This is a genomic window from Pseudomonas sp. LBUM1672, assembly GCF_059695655.1.
The window spans coordinates 1-25,294 of sequence record NZ_CP166781.1; the positions used below are offsets into that span (position 1 = coordinate 1).

The 25,294-nt window shown below is 59.8% G+C and carries 23 protein-coding genes; 12 read left to right on the plus strand and 11 right to left on the minus strand.

Features of this window, described 5'->3' with window-relative positions; all coding sequences use genetic code 11:
* The 4 genes from dnaA to gyrB are packed head-to-tail and all read left to right on the plus strand — an operon-like array spanning position 1 to position 6,217.
* Positions 1-1,521, plus strand: a complete 1,521-nt coding sequence (gene dnaA / locus ACA053_RS00005) for a chromosomal replication initiator protein DnaA (RefSeq protein ID WP_109626987.1) — start codon at positions 1-3, stop codon at positions 1,519-1,521.
* Between the two features lie 39 nt (positions 1,522-1,560).
* Positions 1,561-2,664: a DNA polymerase III subunit beta gene (gene dnaN / locus ACA053_RS00010; protein ID WP_008155702.1), complete on the plus strand. Its 1,104-nt coding sequence runs from the start codon at positions 1,561-1,563 to the stop codon at positions 2,662-2,664.
* 20 nt (positions 2,665-2,684) lie between these two features.
* Positions 2,685-3,788, plus strand: coding sequence for a DNA replication/repair protein RecF (gene recF, locus ACA053_RS00015; RefSeq protein ID WP_008007898.1), 1,104 nt, complete (start codon positions 2,685-2,687; stop codon positions 3,786-3,788).
* Between the two features lie 5 nt (positions 3,789-3,793).
* Positions 3,794-6,217 (plus strand): DNA topoisomerase (ATP-hydrolyzing) subunit B, encoded by a 2,424-nt coding sequence (gene gyrB, locus ACA053_RS00020; protein WP_131059042.1) that lies wholly within the window; start codon positions 3,794-3,796, stop codon positions 6,215-6,217.
* Between the two features lie 266 nt (positions 6,218-6,483).
* Here the strand turns inward: gyrB and ACA053_RS00025 are convergent, their stop codons facing one another.
* The 4 genes from ACA053_RS00025 to glyQ form a co-directional block, all read right to left on the minus strand.
* The gene (locus tag ACA053_RS00025) at positions 6,484-7,263 is read right to left on the minus strand and encodes a lysophospholipid acyltransferase family protein (RefSeq protein WP_497394293.1); all 780 of its coding nucleotides are present in this window, start codon (positions 7,261-7,263) and stop codon (positions 6,484-6,486) included.
* Positions 7,264-7,344: 81 nt separating this feature from the next.
* Positions 7,345-7,884, minus strand: coding sequence for a D-glycero-beta-D-manno-heptose 1,7-bisphosphate 7-phosphatase (gmhB, locus tag ACA053_RS00030; RefSeq protein WP_178082334.1), 540 nt, complete (start codon positions 7,882-7,884; stop codon positions 7,345-7,347).
* A gap of 4 nt (positions 7,885-7,888) precedes the next feature.
* Complete coding sequence (gene glyS / locus ACA053_RS00035; RefSeq protein ID WP_497394294.1) at positions 7,889-9,943, minus strand: glycine--tRNA ligase subunit beta; 2,055 nt, start codon at positions 9,941-9,943, stop codon at positions 7,889-7,891.
* A complete protein-coding gene (gene glyQ / locus ACA053_RS00040; protein WP_003213601.1) occupies positions 9,940-10,893 on the minus strand; it encodes a glycine--tRNA ligase subunit alpha in 954 nt (317 codons plus the stop codon). The genes glyS and glyQ overlap by 4 nt, the downstream gene beginning before the upstream one ends.
* 81 nt (positions 10,894-10,974) lie before the next feature.
* On the opposite strand from glyQ, the gene tag reads away from it, so the two are divergent.
* The 3 genes from tag (at position 10,975) to ACA053_RS00055 (ending at position 12,772) form a co-directional block, all read left to right on the plus strand.
* Positions 10,975-11,532, plus strand: a complete 558-nt coding sequence (gene tag, locus ACA053_RS00045; protein WP_109626998.1) for a DNA-3-methyladenine glycosylase I — start codon at positions 10,975-10,977, stop codon at positions 11,530-11,532.
* Positions 11,533-11,572: 40 nt separating this feature from the next.
* Positions 11,573-12,460 (plus strand): lysophospholipid acyltransferase, encoded by an 888-nt coding sequence (locus ACA053_RS00050; RefSeq protein ID WP_010465508.1) that lies wholly within the window; start codon positions 11,573-11,575, stop codon positions 12,458-12,460.
* A gap of 72 nt (positions 12,461-12,532) precedes the next feature.
* On the plus strand, positions 12,533-12,772 hold the full coding sequence (locus ACA053_RS00055) for a PilZ domain-containing protein (RefSeq protein ID WP_109627000.1): 240 nt from the start codon (positions 12,533-12,535) through the stop codon (positions 12,770-12,772).
* Here the strand turns inward: ACA053_RS00055 and ACA053_RS00060 are convergent, their stop codons facing one another.
* The 5 genes from ACA053_RS00060 to def all read right to left on the minus strand — a co-directional run bounded on the left by ACA053_RS00060 (position 12,773) and on the right by def (position 17,488).
* Positions 12,773-13,087 (minus strand): tetratricopeptide repeat protein, encoded by a 315-nt coding sequence (locus tag ACA053_RS00060; protein ID WP_109627002.1) that lies wholly within the window; start codon positions 13,085-13,087, stop codon positions 12,773-12,775.
* Between the two features lie 174 nt (positions 13,088-13,261).
* On the minus strand, positions 13,262-14,635 hold the full coding sequence (gene trkA / locus ACA053_RS00065; RefSeq protein ID WP_109627004.1) for a Trk system potassium transporter TrkA: 1,374 nt from the start codon (positions 14,633-14,635) through the stop codon (positions 13,262-13,264).
* 22 nt (positions 14,636-14,657) lie between these two features.
* Entirely contained in the window at positions 14,658-15,968 is a 1,311-nt protein-coding gene (rsmB, locus tag ACA053_RS00070) for a 16S rRNA (cytosine(967)-C(5))-methyltransferase RsmB (protein WP_497394295.1), read from the minus strand.
* Positions 15,965-16,924 (minus strand): methionyl-tRNA formyltransferase, encoded by a 960-nt coding sequence (gene fmt / locus ACA053_RS00075; RefSeq protein WP_497314717.1) that lies wholly within the window; start codon positions 16,922-16,924, stop codon positions 15,965-15,967. The genes rsmB and fmt overlap by 4 nt, the downstream gene beginning before the upstream one ends.
* Positions 16,925-16,981: 57 nt before the next feature.
* A complete protein-coding gene (gene def, locus ACA053_RS00080) occupies positions 16,982-17,488 on the minus strand; it encodes a peptide deformylase (protein ID WP_109627010.1) in 507 nt (168 codons plus the stop codon).
* 170 nt (positions 17,489-17,658) lie between these two features.
* On the opposite strand from def, the gene ACA053_RS00085 reads away from it, so the two are divergent.
* From ACA053_RS00085 to tsaC, 3 genes are all read left to right on the plus strand, one after another.
* Positions 17,659-18,684 carry a LysM peptidoglycan-binding domain-containing protein gene (locus ACA053_RS00085; protein ID WP_109627012.1) on the plus strand — a complete coding sequence of 342 codons (1,026 nt, stop codon included), beginning with the start codon at positions 17,659-17,661 and terminating at the stop codon, positions 18,682-18,684.
* An 80-nt stretch (positions 18,685-18,764) separates the two neighbouring features.
* Positions 18,765-19,868, plus strand: coding sequence for a DNA-processing protein DprA (gene dprA, locus ACA053_RS00090; RefSeq protein ID WP_497394296.1), 1,104 nt, complete (start codon positions 18,765-18,767; stop codon positions 19,866-19,868).
* A gap of 54 nt (positions 19,869-19,922) precedes the next feature.
* On the plus strand, positions 19,923-20,480 hold the full coding sequence (gene tsaC / locus ACA053_RS00095) for an L-threonylcarbamoyladenylate synthase type 1 TsaC (protein WP_109627016.1): 558 nt from the start codon (positions 19,923-19,925) through the stop codon (positions 20,478-20,480).
* 125 nt (positions 20,481-20,605) lie between these two features.
* On the opposite strand, the gene ACA053_RS00100 is transcribed toward tsaC, so the two are convergent.
* On the minus strand, positions 20,606-21,583 hold the full coding sequence (locus ACA053_RS00100; protein WP_497394297.1) for an NADPH:quinone reductase: 978 nt from the start codon (positions 21,581-21,583) through the stop codon (positions 20,606-20,608).
* Between the two features lie 164 nt (positions 21,584-21,747).
* Between ACA053_RS00100 and hemF the strand changes: the two genes are divergently transcribed.
* Both hemF and aroE read left to right on the plus strand, forming a co-directional pair.
* Positions 21,748-22,662, plus strand: coding sequence for an oxygen-dependent coproporphyrinogen oxidase (gene hemF, locus ACA053_RS00105; RefSeq protein ID WP_497394299.1), 915 nt, complete (start codon positions 21,748-21,750; stop codon positions 22,660-22,662).
* Between the two features lie 13 nt (positions 22,663-22,675).
* Positions 22,676-23,497, plus strand: a complete 822-nt coding sequence (aroE, locus tag ACA053_RS00110) for a shikimate dehydrogenase (RefSeq protein ID WP_497394300.1) — start codon at positions 22,676-22,678, stop codon at positions 23,495-23,497.
* Positions 23,498-23,625: 128 nt separating this feature from the next.
* On the opposite strand, the gene ACA053_RS00115 is transcribed toward aroE, so the two are convergent.
* A complete protein-coding gene (locus ACA053_RS00115; RefSeq protein ID WP_497314726.1) occupies positions 23,626-25,194 on the minus strand; it encodes a SulP family inorganic anion transporter in 1,569 nt (522 codons plus the stop codon).
* Positions 25,195-25,294 lie beyond the last annotated feature (100 nt).

A 25,294-nucleotide genomic window follows, 5' to 3' on the forward strand; every position in this document is an offset into this window, starting at 1 on the left:
GTGTCAGTGGAACTTTGGCAGCAGTGCGTGGAGCTTTTGCGCGATGAGCTGCCTGCCCAACAATTCAACACTTGGATCCGTCCACTACAGGTCGAAGCCGAAGGCGACGAGTTGCGTGTCTACGCACCGAATCGTTTTGTTCTCGACTGGGTCAACGAAAAGTACCTGGGCCGCGTCCTTGAACTGCTGGATGAGCATGGCAATGGCATGGCGCCTGCGCTCTCCTTATTAATAGGCAGCAAACGCAGTTCGGCACCGCGTGCGGCACCGAATGCACCGTTGGCCGCCGCTGCTTCCCAGGCTCAATCCGCTCAAGCACCTGTCAGCGCTCCGGCACCAGTACCGACGAGCGCACCGACCAAACGTGCGACGCAAAAAATGGCCGAGGTCAATGAAGAGCCGTCTCGCGACAGCTTCGACCCCATGGCCGGCGCCAGTTCGCAACAGGCACCGGTTCGCGCCGAGCAGCGCACGGTGCAGGTTGAAGGTGCGCTCAAGCACACCAGTTACCTGAACCGGACCTTCACCTTCGAAAACTTCGTTGAGGGTAAATCCAACCAACTGGCCCGAGCTGCTGCCTGGCAGGTTGCGGATAACCCGAAGCACGGTTACAACCCGCTCTTCCTTTATGGCGGCGTCGGCCTGGGTAAGACCCACTTGATGCACGCTGTGGGTAACCACCTATTAAAGAAGAACCCGAATGCCAAGGTCGTTTACTTGCATTCGGAGCGGTTCGTGGCCGACATGGTCAAGGCGCTGCAACTGAATGCGATCAACGAGTTCAAGCGCTTCTACCGTTCGGTGGATGCGTTGTTGATCGATGACATTCAGTTCTTCGCTCGCAAAGAGCGATCCCAGGAAGAATTTTTCCATACCTTCAACGCCCTGCTTGAAGGTGGCCAGCAGGTCATTCTTACCAGTGACCGCTACCCGAAAGAAATCGAAGGCCTTGAAGAACGCCTGAAATCCCGCTTTGGCTGGGGCCTGACGGTTGCCGTCGAGCCGCCGGAGCTGGAAACCCGCGTAGCGATCCTGATGAAAAAGGCCGATCAGGCCAAAGTCGATCTGCCACACGATGCGGCGTTCTTCATTGCCCAGCGTATTCGCTCCAACGTCCGTGAGCTGGAAGGCGCGCTCAAACGCGTGATCGCCCACTCGCACTTCATGGGCCGCGACATCACCATCGAGTTGATTCGCGAATCCCTGAAAGACCTGTTGGCGCTGCAAGACAAACTGGTCTCTGTGGATAACATTCAGCGCACGGTCGCCGAGTACTACAAGATCAAGATCTCCGATCTGCTGTCCAAGCGGCGTTCACGCTCGGTCGCACGTCCGCGTCAGGTTGCAATGGCGTTGTCCAAAGAGTTGACTAACCACAGCCTGCCGGAAATCGGCGATGTGTTTGGTGGCCGTGACCACACCACCGTTTTGCACGCCTGCCGCAAGATCAACGAACTTAAGGAATCCGACGCGGACATCCGCGAGGACTACAAGAACCTGCTGCGTACACTGACCACTTGATGAACACCAGCGCAGCTTATTAAGGCAAGGGACTAGACCATGCATTTCACCATTCAACGCGAAGCCCTGTTGAAACCCCTGCAACTGGTCGCAGGCGTCGTCGAGCGCCGACAGACCTTGCCGGTGCTCTCCAACGTGCTGCTGGTTGTCGAAGGCCAGCAATTGTCGCTGACCGGTACCGACCTGGAAGTCGAGCTGGTCGGTCGTGTGCAACTCGAAGAGCCCGCGGACCCGGGTTCCATCACTGTGCCTGCGCGCAAGCTGATGGACATCTGCAAGAGCTTGCCGAACGACGCGCTGATCGACATAAAGGTCGATGAGCAGAAGCTTGTGGTGAAGGCCGGCCGTAGCCGCTTCACCCTGTCGACCCTGCCAGCCAACGATTTCCCGACTGTTGAAGAAGGCCCTGGCTCGCTGACGTGCAGCCTGGAGCAGAGCAAACTGCGCCGTCTGATCGAACGCACCAGCTTCGCCATGGCCCAACAGGACGTGCGTTATTACCTGAACGGTATGCTGCTGGAGGTTTCTGAAGGCATCATCCGCGCCGTGGCCACTGATGGTCACCGTCTGGCGATGTGCTCGATGAAGGCCGATATAGGCCAGCCGGATCGCCATCAGGTGATCGTGCCGCGCAAGGGGATTCTTGAGCTAGCGCGCCTGCTGACCGAGCCGGACGGCATCGTCAGCATCGTGCTGGGCCAACACCATATCCGCGCGACTACCGGCGAATTCACCTTCACCTCGAAACTGGTCGACGGCAAATTCCCGGACTACGAGCGTGTCCTGCCAAAAGGTGGTGACAAGCTGGTACTCGGCGACCGCCAGGCCCTGCGTGAGGCGTTCAGCCGTACCGCGATTCTGTCCAACGAGAAGTACCGCGGCATCCGTCTGCAATTGGCCAACGGTCAGCTGAAGATCCAGGCAAACAACCCGGAGCAGGAAGAAGCTGAAGAAGAAGTGGGCGTTGAGTACAACGGCGGCAATCTGGAAATCGGCTTCAACGTGAGCTATCTGCTCGACGTGCTGGGCGTGATGACCACCGAGCAGGTTCGCCTGATCCTGTCCGACTCCAACAGCAGTGCGCTGGTGCAAGAGTCCGACAACGACGACTCGGCCTACGTCGTTATGCCGATGCGTCTGTAATCATGCCCAGCAGAAGCTAGATGTCCTTAAGTCGCGTCTCGGTCACCGCGGTGCGCAATCTGCACCCGGTGACCTTCTCCCCCTCCCCCCGAATCAATATTCTTTACGGCGCCAACGGCAGCGGCAAAACCAGTGTTCTGGAAGCCATTCACCTGCTGGGGCTTGCCCGTTCGTTTCGTAGCAGCCGGTTGTTGCCCGTCATTCAGTACGAGCAATTGGCGTGCACGGTGTTTGGGCAAGTTGAATTGGCCGAGGGTGGCCACAGCGCTTTGGGGATATCTCGCGACCGCCAGGGTGAATTCCAGATTCGCATCGACGGCCAGAATGCCCGCAGTGCGGCACAGCTGGCAGAGATCCTGCCACTCCAGTTGATTAACCCGGACAGCTTCCGGCTTTTGGAGGGGGCGCCGAAGATTCGGAGACAGTTTCTCGACTGGGGCGTGTTCCACGTGGAACCGCGATTCATGTCCACTTGGCAGCGCTTGCAGAAGGCCCTGCGCCAGAGAAACTCTTGGCTGCGGCATGGTACACTTGACGCCGTTTCGCAAGCGGTTTGGGACAGGGAACTGTGCCAGGCCAGCGCTGAAATAGATGAATACCGCCGCGCTTACATCAAAGCCTTGAAACCAGTCTTTGAACAGACCCTGAGCGAACTGGTTGAGCTTGAGGGTTTGACGCTCAGCTATTACCGCGGTTGGGACAAGGACCGGGAGTTGAGTGCAGTGCTCGCCGGGTCCCTTCAGCGGGATCAGCAAATGGGTCATACCCAGGCCGGACCACAACGTGCTGATTTGCGTCTTAGATTGGGCGCACATAACGCCGCGGACATCTTGTCCCGTGGTCAGCAGAAGTTGGTGGTCTGTGCATTGCGGATTGCCCAGGGGCACCTGGTGAGCCAGGCCCGACGCGGCCAGTGTATTTATCTGGTGGATGACCTGCCGTCTGAACTGGACGAGCACCACCGTCGCGCGCTTTGCCGCTTGCTGGAAGACTTACGCTGCCAGGTGTTTATCACCTGTGTAGATCACGAATTATTGAGGGAAGGCTGGCAGACGGAAACGCCAGTCGCTCTGTTCCACGTGGAACAGGGCCGTATCACCCAGACCCACGACCATCGGGAGTGAAGGCATTGAGCGAAGAAAATACGAATACCTACGACTCAACGAGCATTAAGGTGCTGAAAGGCCTGGATGCCGTCCGTAAACGTCCCGGTATGTACATTGGTGACACCGACGATGGTAGCGGTCTGCACCACATGGTCTTCGAGGTAGTCGACAACTCCATCGATGAAGCGCTCGCCGGCCATTGCGACGACATTAGCATCATCATCCACCCGGATGAGTCCATCACCGTTCGCGACAACGGCCGTGGCATCCCGGTAGACGTGCACAAAGAAGAAGGCGTTTCGGCAGCCGAGGTCATCATGACCGTGCTGCACGCCGGCGGTAAGTTCGACGACAACTCCTACAAAGTATCCGGCGGTTTGCACGGTGTAGGTGTCTCGGTGGTCAACGCCCTGTCTGAAGAGCTTGTTCTCACGGTGCGCCGCAGTGGCAAGATCTGGGAACAGACTTACATTCACGGTGTTCCTAAAGAACCGATGAAAATTGTCGGTGAAAGCGAAACCACCGGTACCCAGATTCACTTCAAACCGTCCGACCTCACCTTCAAGAACATCCACTTCAGCTGGGACATCCTGGCCAAGCGGATTCGTGAACTGTCCTTCCTCAACTCCGGTGTCGGTATCGTCCTCAAGGATGAACGCAGCGGCAAGGAAGAGCTGTTCAAGTACGAAGGCGGCCTGCGTGCATTCGTTGAATACCTGAACACCAACAAGACTCCGGTCAACCAGGTGTTCCACTTCAACATCCAGCGTGAAGACGGCATCGGCGTGGAAATCGCCCTGCAGTGGAACGACAGCTTCAACGAGAACCTGTTGTGCTTCACCAACAACATTCCACAGCGCGACGGCGGTACTCACCTGGTGGGTTTCCGTTCCGCACTGACGCGTAACCTGAACACCTACATCGAAGCAGAAGGTCTGGCGAAGAAGCATAAAGTCGCCACGACCGGTGACGATGCCCGTGAAGGCCTGACCGCGATCATTTCGGTGAAAGTGCCGGATCCGAAGTTCAGCTCCCAGACCAAAGACAAGCTGGTGTCTTCCGAAGTGAAGACCGCGGTCGAACAGGAAATGGGCAAGTACTTCTCCGACTTCCTGCTGGAAAACCCGAACGAAGCCAAACTGGTCGTCGGCAAGATGATCGACGCGGCGCGTGCTCGTGAAGCGGCGCGTAAAGCCCGTGAGATGACCCGACGCAAAGGCGCACTGGATATTGCCGGCCTGCCGGGCAAACTGGCTGACTGCCAGGAAAAAGACCCTGCCCTCTCCGAACTGTACCTCGTGGAAGGTGACTCTGCTGGCGGCTCCGCCAAGCAGGGACGTAACCGCCGGACCCAGGCCATCCTGCCTCTTAAGGGCAAGATCCTGAACGTCGAGAAGGCGCGCTTCGACAAGATGATCTCTTCCCAGGAAGTGGGCACCTTGATCACCGCGCTGGGCTGCGGCATCGGCCGCGACGAATACAACATCGACAAGCTGCGCTATCACAACATCATCATCATGACCGATGCTGACGTCGACGGTTCGCACATTCGTACTCTGCTGCTGACCTTCTTCTTCCGTCAGTTGCCGGAGCTGATCGAGCGCGGCTACATCTACATCGCGCAACCGCCGCTGTACAAGGTCAAGAAAGGCAAGCAAGAGCAATACATCAAAGACGACGACGCCATGGAAGAGTACATGACGCAGTCGGCCCTGGAAGATGCGAGCCTGCACCTGAACGAAGAAGCCCCGGGTATCTCCGGTGAAGCGCTTGAGCGTCTGGTGAATGACTTCCGTCTGGTGATGAAGACCCTCAAGCGTCTGTCGCGCCTGTACCCGCAGGAACTGACCGAGCACTTCATCTACCTGCCGGCTGTCAGCCTGGAGCAATTGTCCGATCACGCAGCGATGCAGGCTTGGATGGCCCAGTACGAAGTCCGCCTGCGCACTGTAGAGAAGTCGGGCCTGGTCTACAAAGCCAGCCTGCGTGAAGACCGTGAACGTAACGTCTGGCTGCCAGAGGTCGAACTGATCTCCCACGGTCTGTCGAACTACGTCACCTTCAACCGCGATTTCTTCGGCAGCAACGATTACAAAACCGTTGTATCCCTGGGCGCTCAACTGAGCACCTTGCTGGACGACGGTGCGTACATCCAGCGTGGCGAGCGCAAGAAGCCAGTCACCGAGTTCAAGGAAGCCCTTGAATGGCTGATGGCTGAAAGCACCAAGCGTCACACCATCCAGCGATACAAAGGTCTGGGCGAAATGAACCCGGATCAGCTGTGGGAAACCACCATGGACCCAAGCCAGCGCCGGATGCTCAAAGTGACCATCGAAGACGCGATTGGCGCAGACCAGATCTTCAACACCCTGATGGGTGATGCGGTCGAACCTCGTCGTGACTTCATCGAAAGCAACGCCCTGGCGGTTTCCAACCTGGACTTCTGATCCAGCAGCGGACCTGCCAAACGAAAAAGGCCAACGCTCAGCGTTGGCCTTTTGTCATCTTTAAAAAATAATCGCAGAAACAAAAAACAGCGCAAATCGCTGGCATAAAAAAACCGGCTATATCAGCCGGTTTTTTTGCGCCCAAAAAAAACTTATGCACCATTTCCCAAATTTTATGAGTTTAAGAAATATGCATATAAATCATAAAGATACGATCATAAAACGTTAGTTTTCGATAAAACGGTACACAGGTTATCCACAGAATCTCAGACAGTCACTTGATCGTTGGCAGAGGGGGCTGCCGGAGCTGCTGGCAGCGAACCCATTTCCCGTTGCATCTGCTCGTTCCAGCTCTGTACCCGGTCATTCAGATCGGCAATGGCGCGTGGCCCAGTGCCCACGGCGTACATTGGCTCGCCGATGATGACGGTGATGACGCCTTGCTTCTTTAGCCAACCGGTTTTCGGCCAGAACTTGCCAGCATTGTGCGCAATCGGCAGCACTGGAAGCGCGGCGTTGACCGCCAACGCGGTGCCACCGCGTGAGAACTTGCCGATGGTGCCATAAGGAACGCGAGTCCCTTCGGGGAAGATCAGCACCCAGACGCCATCCTTCAGCAGCTCATCGCCTTTCTTCGCCACATGCTTGAGTGCGGCTTTAGGATTGTCGCGGTCGATGGCGATCGGTCGCAGCATGGCCATGGCCCAGCCGAAGAACGGCACATACAGCAAAGAGCGCTTGAGCACCTGGCTCAACGGCTCGAAGTAGGCGGAAAGGAAGAATGTTTCCCAAGTGCTCTGGTGGTTCGACTGAATCACGCAAGGCTGGTCAGGCACGTTCTCGGCGCCCTTCACTTCGTAGCTGATGCCCAGGAACACTTTGCTCAGCCACAAGGCGCAACGGCACCAGTACACGTTGATGAAGCGATAGCGTGCCTTGAAGGGCAGGAACGGCGCGATAAAAAAGCTCAGGCTGCACCAAAGCAAAGAGCTGGTGCCCAGCAACAGATAAAAGAGGAACGTTCTGATGGCCTGCAGTATCGACATGGTGACGTTTACCGTGCGGGCTCTGCCCGTCTATATAAAGCGCACTTCCGATCAATCCATAACCGGAACAATCGAAGCACTCTAATTGTGGATAAGTTCTGCGGCAATCGCCGCCAGATCGTCAAATATCAAGGTGCCTACCGGTAGAGTCTTGCCCAAAGTCTTTTCGCCTTTCCCGGTCTTAACTAAAACTGGCTGAGAATCGACGGCTTTTGCGGCTTCCAGGTCACCAAGACTGTCGCCGACGAACCATAAATCAGTCAGCGATACGTTGTAATGAGCGGCGATGGTTTTCAACATCCCGGGTTTTGGCTTGCGGCAATCGCAGCCGTCGTCTGGCCCGTGCGGGCAATAAACGATCAGCCCGACTTCACCGCCCTGCTCCGCCACCCGCTCGCGCAAGCGCTCGTGCATGGCGTCCAGGGTGGCGATGTCGTAATAGCCGCGAGCGATGCCCGACTGGTTGGTGGCCACCGCCACCGTCCAGCCGGCCTTGCTCAACTGCGCGATGGCTTCGATCGAACCGGGGAGCGGAATCCACTCCTCCACCGACTTGATGTAAGCGTCGGAGTCGTAGTTGATCACCCCGTCCCGATCGAGAATCAGCAGTTTCAACAGCAGCCCCTCAGCCCAGCATCGAAATGTCGGCGACGCCGAGGAACAGCCCACGCAGGCGCGCCAGTAATGCATAACGGTTGGCGCGGACCTTGGCGTCTTCAGCGTTGACCATTACTGCTTCGAAGAACGCATCCACCGGCTCGCGCAAGGCAGCCAGGCGTGCCAGCGATTCGCTGTACTGACGCGCAGCGGCCATTGGCTGCACAGCCTGGTCAGCCTGCTGGATCGCCGAGTACAGGGAGAACTCGTTGGCGTTGTCGAAGTACTTGGCTTCCACAACCGAAGGAACAGAGCCTTCGACCTTGCTCAGCAAGTTCGAAACGCGCTTGTTCACCGCGGCCAGGGCAGCGGCTTCCGGCAACTTGCGGAACGCTTCTACCGCTTGAACACGCTGATCGAAGTCCAGCGCCGAACCCGGCTTCAGGGCACGAACCGACAGGTAAGTCCCGACATCCACGCCTTCGTCTTCGTAACGGGCACGCAGACGGTCGAAGATGAACTCCAGCACCGAATCGTTCAGGCCGGCAGCCTTCACTTTGGCACCGAACGCATTCACGGCGAATGCCACGGCGTCGTTCAGGTCGAGGTCGAGCTTCTTGTCGATCAGGATACGCAATACGCCGAGTGCCGCACGGCGCAGGGCATACGGGTCTTTGCTACCGGTTGGCAGCATGCCGATACCGAAAATACCGACCAGGGTGTCGAGCTTGTCGGCGATGGCCACGGCCGCACCGGTCAGGGTGGTCGGCAGTTCAGCACCGGCACCACGCGGCATGTACTGCTCGTTCAGTGCCAGTGCGACTTCTTCCGGCTCGCCGTCGTTGAGGGCGTAGTAATAACCGGCGACGCCTTGCATCTCCGGGAACTCACCGACCATTTCGGTCGACAAGTCGCACTTGGACAGCAGGCCGGCACGGGAAGCCCAGGCTGCGTTGCCGCCAATGCGTTGCGCGATGAACGCGGCGAGTTTGGAAACGCGCTCGGCCTTGTCGTAGACGCTGCCGAGTTTTTCCTGGAACACCACGTTCTGCAGGCGCAGGTTGAAGTCTTCGAGTTTCTGCTTCTTGTCTTGCTTGAAGAAGAACTCGGCGTCGGTCAGGCGTGGGCGAACCACTTTCTCGTTACCGGCGATGATCTGCTGCGGGTCTTTGCTTTCGATGTTGGCCACGGTAATGAAACGTGGCAGCAACTTGCCGTCGGCATCCAGCAGGCAGAAGTACTTCTGGTTGTCCTGCATGGTGGTGATCAGCGCTTCTTGCGGCACATCGAGGAAGCGTTCCTCGAACGAGCACACCAGCGGCACCGGCCATTCAACCAGCGCGGTCACTTCGTCGAGCAAGGCTGGAGGAACGATGGCAGTACCTTCCTGCATCGTCGCCAGTTCTTCGGTGCGCTTGCTGATCAGCTCGCGACGCTCGTTGGCATCGGCCAGTACATAGGCGGCACGCAGGTCGCTCAGGTAATTGGCCGGCGAAGTGATACGCACGCTTTCCGGGTGGTGGAAGCGGTGACCACGGGAATCACGACCGGACTTCTGGGCGAGGATCGTGCAATCGATGACTTGGTCACCGAGCAGCATTACCAGCCATTGGGTCGGACGAACGAATTCTTCCTTGCGAGCACCCCAGCGCATGCGCTTGGGGATCGGCAGGTCGTTCAGCGAGTCTTCAACGATGGTCGGCAGCAGGCTCGCGGTCGGCTTGCCGGCGATGCTTTGGCTGTAACGCAGTTTCGGACCGCTTTGATCGATTTCGCTCAGGTCGACGCCGCACTTCTTGGCGAAACCCAGTGCTGCTTGAGTCGGGTTGCCTTCGGCATCGAACGCGGCCTGACGTGGCGGGCCGTCGAGGTTGATGCTGCGATCAGGTTGCTGAGTAGCCAGCGAAGTGATCAGCACCGCCAGGCGACGTGGCGCGGCGTAGACGGTTTTGGTCTCGTAGTTCAGGCCAGCGGCTTGCAGGCCCTTGTCGATACCAGCCAGAAATGCGTCGGCCAAAGTGTTCAGGGCTTTGGGTGGCAGTTCTTCGGTGCCCAGTTCAACCAGAAAATCTTGAGCACTCATTGTGCAGCCTCCAGCTTGGCCAGTACTTCGTCACGCAGGTCCGGGGTCGCCATCGGGAAGCCCAGCTTGGCGCGGGCCAGCAGGTAGGCTTGCGCAACGGAACGCGCCAGGGTGCGCACACGCAGGATGTATTGCTGACGCGCAGTCACCGAAATCGCCCGGCGCGCATCCAGCAGGTTGAACGTATGGGAGGCCTTCAACACCATTTCGTAGCTTGGCAACGGCAGTGGCTGGTCGAGCTCGATCAGGCGCTTGGCTTCGCTTTCGTAGAAATCGAACAGCTCGAACAGCTTCTCGACGTTGGCGTGTTCGAAGTTGTAGGTCGACTGCTCCACTTCGTTCTGGTGGAACACGTCGCCGTAGGTCACCTTGCCGAACGGACCGTCAGCCCAGACCAGGTCGTAGACCGAGTCCACGCCTTGCAGGTACATGGCCAGACGCTCGAGACCGTAAGTGATCTCGCCGGTCACCGGGTAGCACTCGATGCCGCCCGCTTGCTGGAAGTAAGTGAACTGCGTCACTTCCATGCCGTTGAGCCAGACTTCCCAGCCCAGACCCCAGGCGCCCAGTGTCGGCGATTCCCAGTTGTCTTCGACGAAGCGAATGTCGTGGACCAGCGGGTCCAGGCCGACATGCTTGAGGGAGCCCAGGTACAGTTCCTGGAAATTGTCCGGGTTCGGCTTCAGGACTACCTGGAACTGGTAGTAGTGCTGCAGACGGTTCGGGTTTTCGCCGTAGCGGCCGTCAGTCGGGCGACGACTGGGCTGCACATAAGCGGCGTTCCAGGTTTCCGGGCCAATGGCGCGCAGGAATGTAGCGGTGTGGAAAGTGCCGGCGCCTACTTCCATATCGTAGGGCTGAAGTACCACACAACCTTGCTCGGCCCAGTATTGCTGGAGGGCGAGGATCAAGTCTTGGAAGGTACGCACGGCTGGCGTAGGCTGGCTCACGAAATTCACCTGTTTCTTGGGCTGCGATTTAAAGAGCGGGAGTATACCCGATTCGGTCCTGCGCACGCCCCCTGGAGCCTTATGCCACGCTGCTTTTGGTGTTCCGAAGATCCGCTGTACATGGCTTATCACGATCAGGAGTGGGGCACGCCGCTACGCGATGCGCAGGGATTGTTCGAGTTGCTTTTGCTCGAAGGGTTCCAGGCCGGCCTTTCCTGGATCACCGTGCTGCGTAAACGAGAGCGATATCGCGAGGTGTTGTTCGGCTTCGACGTACAGCGGGTGGCGCAGATGAGCGACGCGGAAATCGATGAATTGATGCTCGATCCGGGCATTATTCGCAATCGCCTCAAACTCAATGCGGCCCGTCGCAACGCCCAGGCCTGGCTGGCGCTGGAGGATCCGGTGGAATTCCTCTGGTCCTTCGTCGGCGGCAAGCCTGTCATCAATCATTTCAAGGATCGCACCGAGGTGCCGGCGGTTACGCCGGTCGCGGTGGAGATGAGCAAAGGCCTGAAAAAGGCCGGCTTCACGTTCGTCGGTCCGACCATTTGCTACGCACTGATGCAGGCCTCGGGCATGGTCATGGACCACACACAAGACTGCGACCGCTACGCTCAGCTCGCCAACGGCGGTTAGAATGGCCGCCTCGCGCACAGTACAAGATCAGGAGTGACCTGTGGATAAGTTTAAAGGCGCCTTGCTGGTAGGCGCTCTGCGGCTGTTTGCCCTGCTCCCGTGGCGGGCAGTGCAAGCCGTGGGTTCGGCCATTGGCTGGGTCATGTGGAAAACACCCAACCGTTCCCGCGATGTGGTTCGGATCAACCTCGCCAAGTGCTTCCCCGAAATGGACCCGGCTGAACGCGAGCGTCTGGTCGGCCAGAGCCTGAAAGACATCGGCAAGTCCCTGACCGAAAGCGCTTGCGCCTGGATCTGGCCGGCTCAGCGTTCGATCGATCTGGTGCGTGAAGTCGAAGGTCTCGACGTATTGAAAGACGCCCTAGCCTCCGGCAAAGGTGTCGTCGGCATCACCAGTCACTTGGGCAATTGGGAAGTGTTGAACCACTTCTATTGCAATCAGTGCAAACCGATTATTTTCTACCGACCGCCAAAACTGAAGGCTGTGGATGATTTGTTGCGCAAGCAGCGCGTGCAATTAGGCAACCGCGTAGCCGCTTCCACCAAGGAAGGCATCCTCAGCGTTATCAAGGAAGTGCGCAAAGGTGGTGCAGTGGGCATTCCCGCTGACCCGGAACCGGCCGAATCCGCCGGGATCTTCGTGCCGTTCTTCGCCACCCAGGCGCTGACCAGCAAATTCGTACCGAACATGCTCGCCGGCGGCAAAGCGGTCGGCGTGTTCCTGCATGCGCTGCGGCTGCCGGACGGTTCCGGTTACAAAGTGATCCTCGAAGCCGCGCCAGAGGCCATGTACAGCACCGATACAGAAACGTCCTGCGCGGCCATGAGCCAAGTGGTCGAGCGTTATGTGCGGGCGTATCCGAGCCAATACATGTGGAGCATGAAGCGCTTCAAGAAGCGTCCACCGGGCGAAGAGCGTTGGTATTGAGTTGATTGGCATGATCTGTGGATAACCTTGAACCCAGGGTTATCCACAACGGTTCATACAAGGGCGCAAAAGATGTCCGAACACCGCAAATCTTTTCGCATCAAGATCACTCACGATAGCTTCGGCGAATGCCTTGGCCAGACGCGTAACCTGTCGGCCACGGGCGTCTACGTCAAGCATCCGGGTTTGTCGTCGCTGCGTGAAGGCGCGGTGGTTTACGGACAGGTGCAGGACTTACCCACAGGTGCGCCACGGGTGCGCATGGAAGTGGTGCTGGTGGATGCCGATGGCATTGGCCTGCGCTATCTCTGATCAGTGCGCCTGCCGCTCAAGCTTCTTCAGAAACACCGTCATTTCCTTCTCTGCCTGCTTGTCGCCATGGGCGCGGGCGGCTTCCAGGCCCTGCTCCCACGCCTGACGCGCAGCCGCGAAATCTGCCAGCGCCAGATGGGCCTTGCCTAACAGCTTCCAGGCTGCCGAATACTTTGGATCGAACTCGACGCAGCGCTGGAAATGCTCGGCGGCCTTGGCGTTTTCCCCAAGATCGAGATAACCCTTGCCCAGGCCGAATCGCAGCAATGAGTTATCCACACCCTTGGCGAGCATTTTTTCCAGGGATTCGAGCATGGTGGATTCCTTGTTTAGATTATTCAGTGATGCCTATGTGGTCATGAGATCGCTTTCGCGGGCAAGCCCGCTCCCACAGCGATCTTCAGTGAACACAGAATTTTTGCACGACCGAGAACCTGTGGGAGCGGGCTTGCCCGCGAAGAGGCCAGTCCAGGCGCCCACAATCATGGATCAGAAGAAGCTGAGCCCCACATGGAACAGCTTTTCCACATCCCGAATATGCTTTTTATCCACAAGGAACAGAATCACATGGTCGCCCGCCGCGATCACCGTTTTGTCATGGGCAATGATCACTTCTTCATCACGAATGATTGCGCCAATCGTCGTGCCCGGCGGCAAACCGATGTTCTCGATGGCCTTGCCAATCACCTTGCTCGACTTCTCATCACCATGGGCAATTGCCTCGATGGCTTCCGCCGCGCCGCGGCGCAATGAGTGCACGCTGACGATATCGCCACGTCGCACGTGGGCCAGCAGTGTGCCGATGGTCGCCAGTTGCGGGCTGATGGCAATGTCGATATCGCCGCCCTGGATCAAATCCACGTAAGCCGGGTTGTTGATGATCGTCATCACCTTCTTCGCGCCCAGGCGCTTGGCCAGCAGCGAAGACATGATGTTGGCTTCGTCATCGTTGGTCAGGGCGAGGAAGATATCCGCGTCGGCGATGTTCTCTTCCATCAGTAAGTCGCGATCAGAAGCACTGCCCTGCAACACCACGGTGCTGTCGAGGGTGTCTGAGAGATGGCGGCAGCGGGCCGGGTTCATCTCGATGATCTTCACCTGATAACGGCTTTCAATCGCTTCGGCCAGGCGCTCACCGATCTGCCCGCCACCGGCGATGACGATGCGTTTGTAGGTTTCATCCAGGCGGCGCATTTCGCTCATCACCGCACGAATATTCGCCTTGGCGGCGATGAAAAATACTTCGTCGTCAGCCTCGATCACCGTATCGCCCTGGGGCAAGATCGGCCGATCACGGCGGAAAATCGCGGCAACGCGGGTTTCAACGTTGGGCATGTGTTCACGCAACTGGCGCAATTGCTGACCCACCAACGGTCCGCCGTAGTACGCCTTCACCGCCACCAGTTGCGCTTTGCCTTCGGCGAAGTCGATCACCTGCAACGCACCCGGATGCTGAATCAGGCGCTTGATGTAATTGGTCACAACCTGTTCCGGGCTGATCAGCACGTCCACCGGAATCGCTTCGTTATCGAACAACTCGGAGCGCGTCAGGTACGCGGCTTCGCGGACCCGGGCGATCTTGGTCGGGGTGTGGAACAGGGTGTGGGCGACCTGACAGGCGACCATGTTGGTTTCGTCGCTGTTGGTCACTGCCACCAGCATGTCGGCGTCGTCCGCGCCGGCCTGACGCAGCACGGTCGGCAACGAGCCGCGGCCCTGCACGGTTCGGATGTCCAGGCGATCGCCGAGATCGCGCAGACGCTCGCCGTCGGTGTCGACCACAGTGATGTCGTTGGCCTCGCTGGCCAGATGTTCTGCCAGCGAACCGCCGACCTGCCCTGCGCCGAGGATGATGATTTTCATCCAGTCACTCCCTTAAATCCGGTTAACCGCGCGCGGCGGCGATCTTGATCAGTTTGGCGTAGTAGAACCCGTCGTGGCCGCCTTCCTGTGCCAGTAACTGGCGACCGTGAGGTTGTTTGAGACCGGCCGCCGTGGCGATGTCCAGCTCACGGGCGCCCGGTGTGCGAGCGAGGAAGGCTTCGATGACCTCGGTGTTCTCGGTCGGCAGCGTGGAGCAGGTGGCGTAGAGCAGAATCCCGCCGACTTCCAGCGTTATCCACATGGCATCGAGCAATTCGCCTTGCAGCACCGCGAGCGCGGCGATGTCGTCGGGTTGGCGAGTCAGCTTGATGTCCGGGTGACGACGGATCACGCCAGTGGCCGAACATGGCGCATCCAGCAGGATGCGCTGGAACGGTTTGCCGTCCCACCAGGTCGTGGTGTCGCGGCCGTCGGCGGCAATCAGTTCGGCGCTCAGGCCCAGGCGTGCGAGGTTCTCACGCACGCGGACCAGGCGCTTGGCTTCCAGATCAACCGCCACGACGCCCGCCAGTTTTGGCTCGGCTTCGAGGATGTGGCAGGTCTTGCCGCCTGGTGCGCAGCAGGCGTCCAGCACCCGTTGGCCCGGCGCCAGGTCGAGCAGGTCGGCGGCCAGTTGCGCCGCCTCGTCTTGCACGCTGATCCAGCCTTCGGCGAAGCCCGGCAGGCTGCGCACGTCAGCGGCGGCTTCGAGGATGATGCCGTCCTGACTGTAAACACACGGCGTGGCGGCGATGCCGGCCTCCGTCAGCAACCCAAGGTAAGCGTCGCGAGTGTGATGGCGGCGGTTGACCCGCAGTATCATCGGCGGGTGCGCGTTGTTCGCTGTGCAGATGGCTTCCCACTGCTCAGGCCAGAACGCCTTGAGGGATTTTTGCAGCCAGCGCGGATGCGCGGTGCGCACCACCGGATCGTGTTCCAGCTCGGCCAGCAGTGCTTCGCTTTCCCGTTGGGCGCGGCGCAACACGGCGTTGAGCAAGGCCTTGGCCCAGGGCTTTTTCAGCTTGTCGGCGCAACCAACGGTTTCGCCAATGGCGGCGTGGGCCGGGACGCGGGTGTAGAGCAGTTGATAAAGACCGACCAGCAACAGCGCCTCGACATCCGCGTCCGCAGCCTTGAAAGGCTTTTGCAGCAACTTGGCCGCCAGCGCCGACAAACGTGGCTGCCAGCGCGCGGTGCCAAACGCCAGATCCTGAGTGAAGCCGCGATCGCGGTCTTCAACCTTGTCCATTTGTGTCGGCAGAGAACTGTTGAGCGAGGCTTTTCCGTTAAGAACAGCGGCGAGTGCCTTGGCGGCGGCCAGACGTGGATTCATTGAGCGTCCGCCGCTTGACCGAGGATGGTGCCGACAGCGAATTTTTCACGACGGCTGTTGAACAAGTCGCTGAAGTTCAGCGCCTTGCCGCCGGGCAATTGCAGACGGGTCAGGCACAGGGCTTGCTCACCGCAAGCGACGATCAAACCGTCCTTGCTGGCGCTGAGGATTTGCCCAGGTGCGCCCTGCCCTTCGGCGAGGCTCGCGGCCAGCACTTTCAGCGCTTCGCCGTTCAGCGTGCTGTGGGTGATCGGCCACGGGTTGAAGGCGCGGACCAGGCGTTCCAGCTCAATCGCCGGACGGCTCCAGTCGATGCGTGCTTCGTCCTTGTTCAATTTGTGAGCATACGTGGCGAGGCTGTCGTCCTGAACTTCGCCTTCCAATGTGCCGGCGGCGAGGCCGGCAATTGCCTGAATGACAGCCGGTGGACCCATTTCGGCGAGGCGGTCGTGGAGGCTGCCGCCGGTGTCTTCGGCGGTGATTGGCGTGGTGACTTTCAGCAGCATCGGCCCGGTATCCAGGCCCAGTTCCATGCGCATCACCGTCACGCCGCTTTCGCTGTCGCCTGCTTCGACGGCACGCTGGATCGGCGCCGCACCGCGCCAGCGTGGCAGCAACGAGGCGTGGCTGTTGATGCAGCCCAGGCGTGGAATATCCAGCACCGCTTGCGGCAGGATCAGGCCGTAGGCGACCACCACCAGCAAATCCGGCTTGAGTGCGGCCATTTCAGCCTGAGCGTCTTCGTTGCGCAGGGTCGGCGGCTGCAACACCGGGATGTTGTTTTCCAGCGCGAGTTGCTTGACCGGGCTCGGCATCAGCTTTTGCCCACGGCCCGCCGGACGGTCCGGCTGGGTGTAGACCGCGACGATCTCGTAAGGGCTGGCGAGCAGGGCCTTGAGGTGTTCGGCGGCGAATTCCGGGGTGCCAGCAAAGACGATGCGCAGTGGCTCAGTCATGGGAGCAATCTCTGAAAAGAAAAAGGCTTGCCGCAGCAAGCCTTTGAAAGAAGGGCATCAAGCGTTCTGGCGATGGAGCTTTTCCAGTTTCTTCTTGATTCGGTCGCGTTTGAGGTTCGACAGGTAGTCGACGAACAATTTGCCATTGAGGTGGTCGCATTCGTGCTGGATGCACACGGCGAGCAGGCCTTCGGCGATCAGTTCGTAAGGCTTGCCATCGCGGTCCAGGGCCTTGACCTTGACCTTCTGCGGGCGATCGACGTTTTCGTAGAAGCCCGGCACCGAGAGGCAGCCTTCCTGGTATTGCTCCATCTCGTCGGTCAGCGATTCGAACTCGGGGTTGATGAACACCCGCGGTTCGCTGCGGTCTTCGGAGAGGTCCATCACGACGATACGTTTGTGCACGTTGACCTGGGTCGCGGCGAGGCCGATGCCTGGCGCTTCATACATTGTTTCAAACATGTCATCGACCAACTGACGCACTTCGTCGTCCACTACGGCCACAGGTTTGGCGATAGTGCGCAGGCGCGAGTCGGGAAATTCGAGGATGTCTAAAATGGCCATAAGCTTAATTGCTGCACGTGTGAGGTAAAGTCGGGTCGATGGCCTGGCAGGTCCGAAGATGCAGGCTACCGTTGTGAAGCGTAGCTCCTTTTCTTTTATCAAAGAGTCAGGAGCGAGCCACGAGGGCTCTGGCGTTTCACGCGAACGCACATAATAAAGGGATTCACCGCATGAGGAAATCACTACTCGCCTTGCTCCTTCTGGCCTCGGCCGGTTTGGCGCACGGGCAAGTGCAACTCAAGGAAGGTTTTCCACAGCAATACACAGTGGTGGCGGGTGACACACTCTGGGACATTTCGGGAAAATTCCTCCGGGAGCCGTGGAAGTGGCCGGAGTTGTGGCAAGCCAATCCACAGATTGAAAACCCCAATCTCATCTACCCTGGCGACTCGCTGTCGCTGGTCTATGTCAACGGCCAACCGCGTCTGACCCTCAATCGCGGGGCTTCGCGCGGCACCATCAAGCTCTCGCCACGGGTGCGCAGTTCGCCGGTGGCTGATGCGATCCCGAGCATTCCGCTGCAATCGATCAACAGCTTTCTGCTTAGCAACCGCATCGTCGACAAGGTCGAGGACTTCGACAAGGCGCCTTACATCGTCGCCGGCGATGCCGAACGCGTGCTCAGCGGCACCGGGGACCGCATCTTCGCCCGTGGCCATTTCGACCCGAACCAGCCGGTGTACGGCATCTTCCGCCAGGGCAAGGTCTACACCGATCCCGAGAGCAAGGAGTTTCTGGGGATCAACGCCGATGACATCGGCGGAGGCGAGATCGTGGCCACCGAAGGCGACGTCGCTACCTTGGCACTGCAACGCACCACTCAGGAAGTGCGTCTCGGCGACCGTTTGTTCAGCGGTGAAGAGCGCTCCATCAACTCGACCTTCATGCCCAGTGCGCCAAAAACCCAGATCAATGGCTTGATCATCGATGTGCCGCGTGGGGTTACCCAGATTGGCGCGCTGGATGTGGTCACGCTGAACAAGGGGCAACGCGATGGCCTGGCCGAAGGCAACGTGTTGGTGGTGATGAAAACCGGTGAAACAGTGCGCGACCGGATTACCGGTCAGCCGCTGAAAATCCCCGATGAACGTGCCGGTCTGCTGATGGTTTTCCGCACCTACGACAAGCTCAGTTACGGGCTGGTCCTGAACGCATCGCGCTCGCTGGCGGTAATGGACAAGGTGCAAAATCCGTAGGCCTGCTCCACAAGTTACCAACAGAGTTATCCACAGCTTATTCCCGTTTGAACGGGGCTCATAACGATCAAGGATGATCCATGTCGCTGTCTGCCGTCACACCGGTTTCCCCTGCGGAACTGGAAGCTCGTTTACGTCTGCATCGCTTGCCGGAACTCGGCCCGGCGCGTTTCAAGAAATTGCTCGAAGCCTTCGGCTCGGCGTCCAAAGCCATCAGCGCGCCCGCCAGCGCCTGGCGTTCGCTGGGCCTGCCGCTGGGGTGCGCCGAAGCCCGGCGCGCCAATGAAGTGCGCGATGGCGCGGCCCACGCATTGGCCTGGCTAGAGCGTCCGGGCCAGCATTTACTGATGTGGGACCAGCCTGATTACCCGGCGCTGTTGGCGGAAATCAGCGATGCGCCGCCGTTGTTATTCGTGGCAGGCGATCCGGGTATCCTGGAAAAACCGCAATTGGCGATGGTCGGCAGTCGTCGCGCTTCGCGACCGGGCATGGACACCGCAGCGGCGTTTTCGCGCAGCCTGGCCAGCGCCGGTTTCGTCATCACCAGCGGTCTGGCGTTGGGCATCGATGCGGCCGCGCATCAAGCCGCCCTGGACGTGGGCGGGCGAACGGTCGGGGTACTTGGCACGGGACTTGAAAAGTTTTATCCACAGCGAAATCGGCGGCTGGCCGACGCCATGATCGCGTCGGGCAGCGCGGTGCTTTCCGAGTTCCCGCTGGACGCCGGCCCCAGCGCTGGCAACTTCCCTCGGCGCAACCGGATTATCAGCGGTTTATCCCTCGGCGTGCTGGTGGTCGAAGCGAGCGTCGCCAGCGGCTCATTGATCACGGCGAGGCTGGCGGCGGAGCAAGGACGAGAGGTGTACGCGATTCCAGGGTCGATCCATCACCCGGGCGCCAAGGGTTGTCACCAGTTGATCCGCGACGGCGCGATGCTGGTGGAAACCATTGAGCATATCCTCGAAGTGTTGCGCGGCTGGCAACGGCTGCCGTTATCCACAGAGACTCTGCAAACGCCCACGCATCCGCTGCTCCTGTTGCTTCACGCCGCGCCCCACACCAGCGAAGCGTTGTCGGTCAGCAGTGGCTGGGCCTTGTCCAAAGTGCTGGCAGCGCTGACCGAACTGGAAATGGATGGCCAGGCCGTGTGCGAAAGCGGGCGCTGGTTTGCGCGGGTGAGCTAGGTTTTATAGGGAAGATCGGTAAACTGCGCAGAGCCTTATTCCGGAGAGTTTTTCATGGTCAACAGTTGGCGTGTGCAACAAGCCGCACAAGCCGTTCGCGCAGGGGCAGTGATTGCCTACCCAACCGAAGCGGTCTGGGGGCTGGGTTGCGATCCGTGGGACGAAGAGGCGGTGTATCGTCTGTTGGCGATCAAGGGCCGGTCTGCGGAAAAGGGCCTGATTCTGGTCGCAGACAACATTCGTCAGTTCGACTTCCTGTTCGAAGACTTCCCGGAACTGTGGATGGATCGCATGGCCAGCACCTGGCCGGGGCCGAACACCTGGCTGGTGCCGCATCAGAATTTGTTGCCACAGTGGATTACCGGCGTGCATGAAACCGTGGCGCTGCGGGTCAGCGATCATCCGTTGGTGCGGGATTTGTGCGCGGTGGTCGGGCCGTTGGTTTCAACGTCGGCCAACCCGCAGGGCCGGCCGGCGGCGCGCACGCGGATTCGCGTCGAGCAGTATTTCCGTGGGCAGGTGGATTACGTGTTGGGCGGGAACCTGGGTGGGCGCAAGAATCCGAGCGTGATTCGCGATGTGGCGACCGGGAACGTCATTCGCCCGGATTAATCCCGCAGTAACCTGTGGCGAGGGAGCTTGCTCCCGCTGGACTGCGCAGCAGTCCCGTTCTTTTAAGGATATGGGGGGCCGCTTCGCGGCCCAGCGGGAGCAAGCTCCCTCGCCACAGTTCGTTGTTACGGCAACAAAACAGTCGAGCCAGTGGTCCGCCGCGCCGACAACTCGGTCTGCGCCTTCGCCGCTTCAGCCAGCGGGTATTTCTGGCTGATGTCCACCGTCAGCTTGCCGCTGATGATCATCTCGAACAGCTCATCCGCCATGCGCTGCAGGTTTTGCGCGTTATTGGCGTAAGTCGCGAGTGTCGGCCGGGTCACGTACAACGAACCCTTCGCTGCCAAAATCCCCAGGTTCACCCCATCCACCGCTCCGGAAGCGTTGCCAAAGCTCACCACCAGGCCCCTTGGTGCCACGCTGTCGAGCGACGTCAGCCAGGTGTCCTTGCCGACGCCGTCGTACACCACCGGGACTTTCTTGCCGTCAGTCAATTCCAGCACCCGTTGTGCGACGTTTTCGTGGCTGTAGTCGATGGTCGCCCACGCGCCGTTGGCCTTGGCTAGCGCGGCTTTCTCCGGTGAGCTGACTGTGCCAATCAACTTCACGCCCAAGGCCCTGGCCCATTGGCAGGCCAGGGAGCCGACACCGCCTGCAGCGGCATGGAACAGGATGGTTTCGCCACCCTTGAGTTCATACGTCTGACGCAGCAGGTATTGCACGGTGAGGCCCTTGAGCATCACCCCGGCGGCCTGCTCGAAACTGATCGCGTCCGGCAAGTGCACCAGATTGGCCTCCGGCAAAACATGAACGTCGCTGTAGGCGCCCAACGGGCCGCTGCCGTAAGCCACGCGGTCGCCAACCTTGAACCGGGTCACTTCGCTGCCGACTGCCTCGACAACGCCCGCACCTTCCGACCCCAGGCCCGATGGCAGGGCGGGTAGCGGATAGAGGCCACTGCGGTAATAGGTGTCGATGAAGTTCAGGCCGATGGCCTTGTTGGTCACGCGAACCTGCTGCGGCCCGGGCTCGGCGGGTTGGTAATCGACATACTCGAGCACTTCGGGGCCGCCATGGGCGCGGAGCTGGATACGCTTTGCCATCAGAACTCTCCTTAGGTCATTTGCGAAGCTCCCTATCGGACTCCTAAGCTTGATCCTCGTCAACTGCGGCAGGCCCATCTGCGATGTTATGCTACGCGCCCATTTGCGCCGGCCCCCTGCTCCAATGGAGCGCCGCGTAGCTTTGCCCGATTCAAGGTGATGACATGACGACCCGCACCGAGGCCGTAAAAGCCTACCTGCTCGACCTGCAAGATCGCATTTGCGCTGCCCTGGAAGCTGAAGACGGTGGCACGCAATTCGTCGAAGACGCCTGGACCCGGCCCGCCGGCGGTGGCGGTCGCACGCGAGTGATCGAAAACGGCTCCGTGATCGAAAAGGGTGGCGTCAACTTTTCCCACGTCTTCGGCAGCGGTCTCCCACCGTCCGCCAGCGCCCATCGACCTGAATTGGCCGGTCGTGGCTTCGAAGCCCTGGGCGTGTCACTGGTGATTCACCCGCACAACCCGCATGTACCGACTTCCCACGCCAACGTGCGCTTTTTCATCGCTGAAAAAGAAGGCGAAGAACCGGTCTGGTGGTTTGGCGGCGGTTTCGACCTGACCCCTTATTACGGCAATGAAGAAGACTGCGTGCACTGGCACCGCGTCGCCGAACAGGCCTGTGCGCCGTTCGGTCCGGACGTCTATCCGCGTTACAAGGCCTGGTGCGACAGCTACTTCCACATCAAGCATCGTCACGAGCCGCGGGGCATCGGCGGCCTGTTCTTCGATGACTTGAACGAGTGGGACTTCGACACCAGCTTCGCCTTCATGCGCGCCATCGGTGATGCCTACATCGACGCCTACCTGCCGATCGTGCAGCGCCGCAAGCATGATGTGTTCACCGCCAAACAGCGTGAGTTCCAGGAATTCCGCCGTGGCCGTTACGTCGAGTTCAACCTGGTATACGACCGCGGCACGCTGTTCGGCCTGCAATCGGGCGGGCGTACCGAGTCGATCCTCATGTCCCTGCCCCCGCAAGTACGCTGGAGCTATGACTGGAAAGCCGAGCCGGGCAGCGAAGAAGCCCGCCTGACCGAATATTTCCTGCAAGACCGAGATTGGTTGGCCGAGGCCTGAACGAGGAGTTCTGATGGACCGTTACGTCGTATTCGGTAACCCGATTGGCCACAGCAAGTCGCCGCTGATCCACCGTTTGTTTGCCGAGCAGACTGCTCAGCAACTGGACTACAGCACCTCGCTGGCGCCGCTCGATGACTTTTCCGACTTCGCCAAGACGTTTTTCCTCGAAGGTCGCGGGGCGAATGTGACGGTGCCGTTCAAGGAAGAGGCCTATCGCCTGGCCGACAGTTTGACGGAACGCGCGCAGCGGGCCGGCGCGGTGAACACCCTGAGCAAACTCGCTGACGGCAGTCTGCTCGGTGACAACACCGACGGCGCCGGGCTGGTGCGGGACCTGACGGTCAATGCCGGTTTCAACCTCAAGGGCAAACGCATCCTGCTGCTCGGTGCTGGCGGCGCGGTGCGTGGTGCGCTGGAGCCGTTGCTGGCTGAGCAGCCGGCGTCGGTGATCATCGCCAACCGCACGGTGGAGAAAGCCGAGTTGCTGGCGGAATTGTTCTCGGACCTGGGGCCGGTGTCGGCCAGTGGTTTTGACTGGCTGCAGGAATCGGTGGACCTGATCATCAACGCCACATCGGCGAGCTTGTCCGGTGATGTGCCGCCAATTGCCAGCAGCCTGATCGAACCGGGCAAAACGGTGTGCTACGACATGATGTACGGCAAGGAGCCGACCTCGTTCTGCCGCTGGGCCAGTGAACACGGTGCGGCGGTGTCGATGGACGGCCTGGGGATGCTCGCTGAACAAGCGGCGGAAGCGTTCTTCCTGTGGCGCGGTGTGCGGCCGGACACGGCGCCTGTGCTGGCCGAACTCCGCCGCCAGCTGGCGCTGTAGTTCTTTGTGGCGAGGGAGCTTGCTCCCGCTCGGGTGCGAAGCGCCCGCAGATTTTCAGGGCTGCTTCGCAACCCAGCGGGAGCAAGCTCCCTCGCCACAGGTTATGCGTTCGTCATCAGTGTAGTGTTTCAGTCCTCGAAGCGGATCGGGCATTTCTCCGCGCCTTCCAGCTTCCTCAACTCCTCCACCACCTGCGGCCGTGCGCGGCGCAAGGTCAGGCTGCGATCCTGCTTGAGCAACCGCCGCGCTTCCTGATGCAGCATTTCCACCCCTGAATAGTCGATAAAGTTGATCTGCTGCGCCTCGATTACCACCCGCGCGCCATGCATCCGTTGCAGGCGCACTTGCAGGTAATGGCTGGCGCCGAAAAAGATCGAACCGCCGACTCGCAGAATGTCTTCATCGCCTTCGCGCCAATGCTGCACGCGGGGTTGCGAGGTGCGCTTGAGGTAGAAGAACAGCGACGCCAGGACCCCGGCATAGATCGCGGTCTGCAACTCCAGCAATAGCGTGGCGACACAGGTCAGCGCCATGACCAGGAATTCGGCGCGGCTGACTCGCAACAATGCGCGAATACCCCGATGGTCCACCAATCCCCAGGCGATCAACAGAATGCTGCCGGCCATGGCCGGAATCGGAATGTGCGCGATCAACGCCGCACCGAAGATGGCGAACAACGCCACCCACAGCGCTGAAAATACCCCGGCCAATGGTGAACAGGCGCCCGCTTCGTAGCTCAGGCCCGAACGGGTAAAGGAACCGGCTGACAGCGAACCGGAAAAAAACGCCCCGACCATGTTCGAAAAACCCTGGGCGCGGACTTCCTGGTTGGCGTCGAGCAATTGCTGGGAGCGCGCCGACAAGGAACGGGCAATCGACAGGCTCGTCACCAGCCCGAGCATGCCCACCGCCACGGCGCTGGGCAGCAGGCGCAGGATCAGATCCAGGTCCAGCGGCAGCGGACTGAAGGGCGGCAAGCGCCCGACAAAGGCGCTGACCAACTTCACATGGCCGAACATCGATGGCCACAACCACACTAGCAGTCCAGCCAGCGCCAAAGTGATCAATAACGTCGGCCAGCGTGGCAGCAGTGATTTCAGGATCACGCCTACTCCAACGGTGGCCAGCCCTAGTATCAGCGAAGGTTTATCCACAAAACCAAGGTGTTTGAACACCATCAAAAAGCTGTCCAGTGCGGTGGACTGATTGGGTAAATCCAGCCCCAGCAGGTTTGGCAGTTGGCCGATGGCAATCACCACCGCCGCGCCGAGGGTGAAGCCCAGCACCACCGAATGAGAAACGAAGTTCACCAGGGCGCCAAAGCGCAGTAAACCGAGCAGCCACTGGAAAATCCCGGCGAGCAGCGTCAGCAGCAGGATCAGGGTGACGTAGTCTTCTGACGCAGGAACGGCCAGAGGACTGACACTCGCGTACAGGACGATGGATATCGCCGCTGTAGGACCACAGATCAAATGCCACGACGAACCCCAGAGGCAAGCGATCAGCACCGGGATGATCGCGGCGTACAGGCCGTATTCCGGAGGAAGACCGGCGATCAGGGCGTAGGCAATGGATTGTGGCAACGCAAGAATGGCGCCGCTGAGACCAACGATCAGGTCACGCCCGACGCTGGCGCGGGTTTGCCGGGGCAACCAGGAAAGGAAGGGAAAGAGTGAATGGCGGCTGGGGAAGGCCATGGGTCCTCTCGGGTTGGGTTTTGCGCAAGGGTATCAGGGTGTGAGGAGTGTCAGATGAATCCACCCCTCACCCTAACCCTCTCCCCAGAGGGTAGAGGGG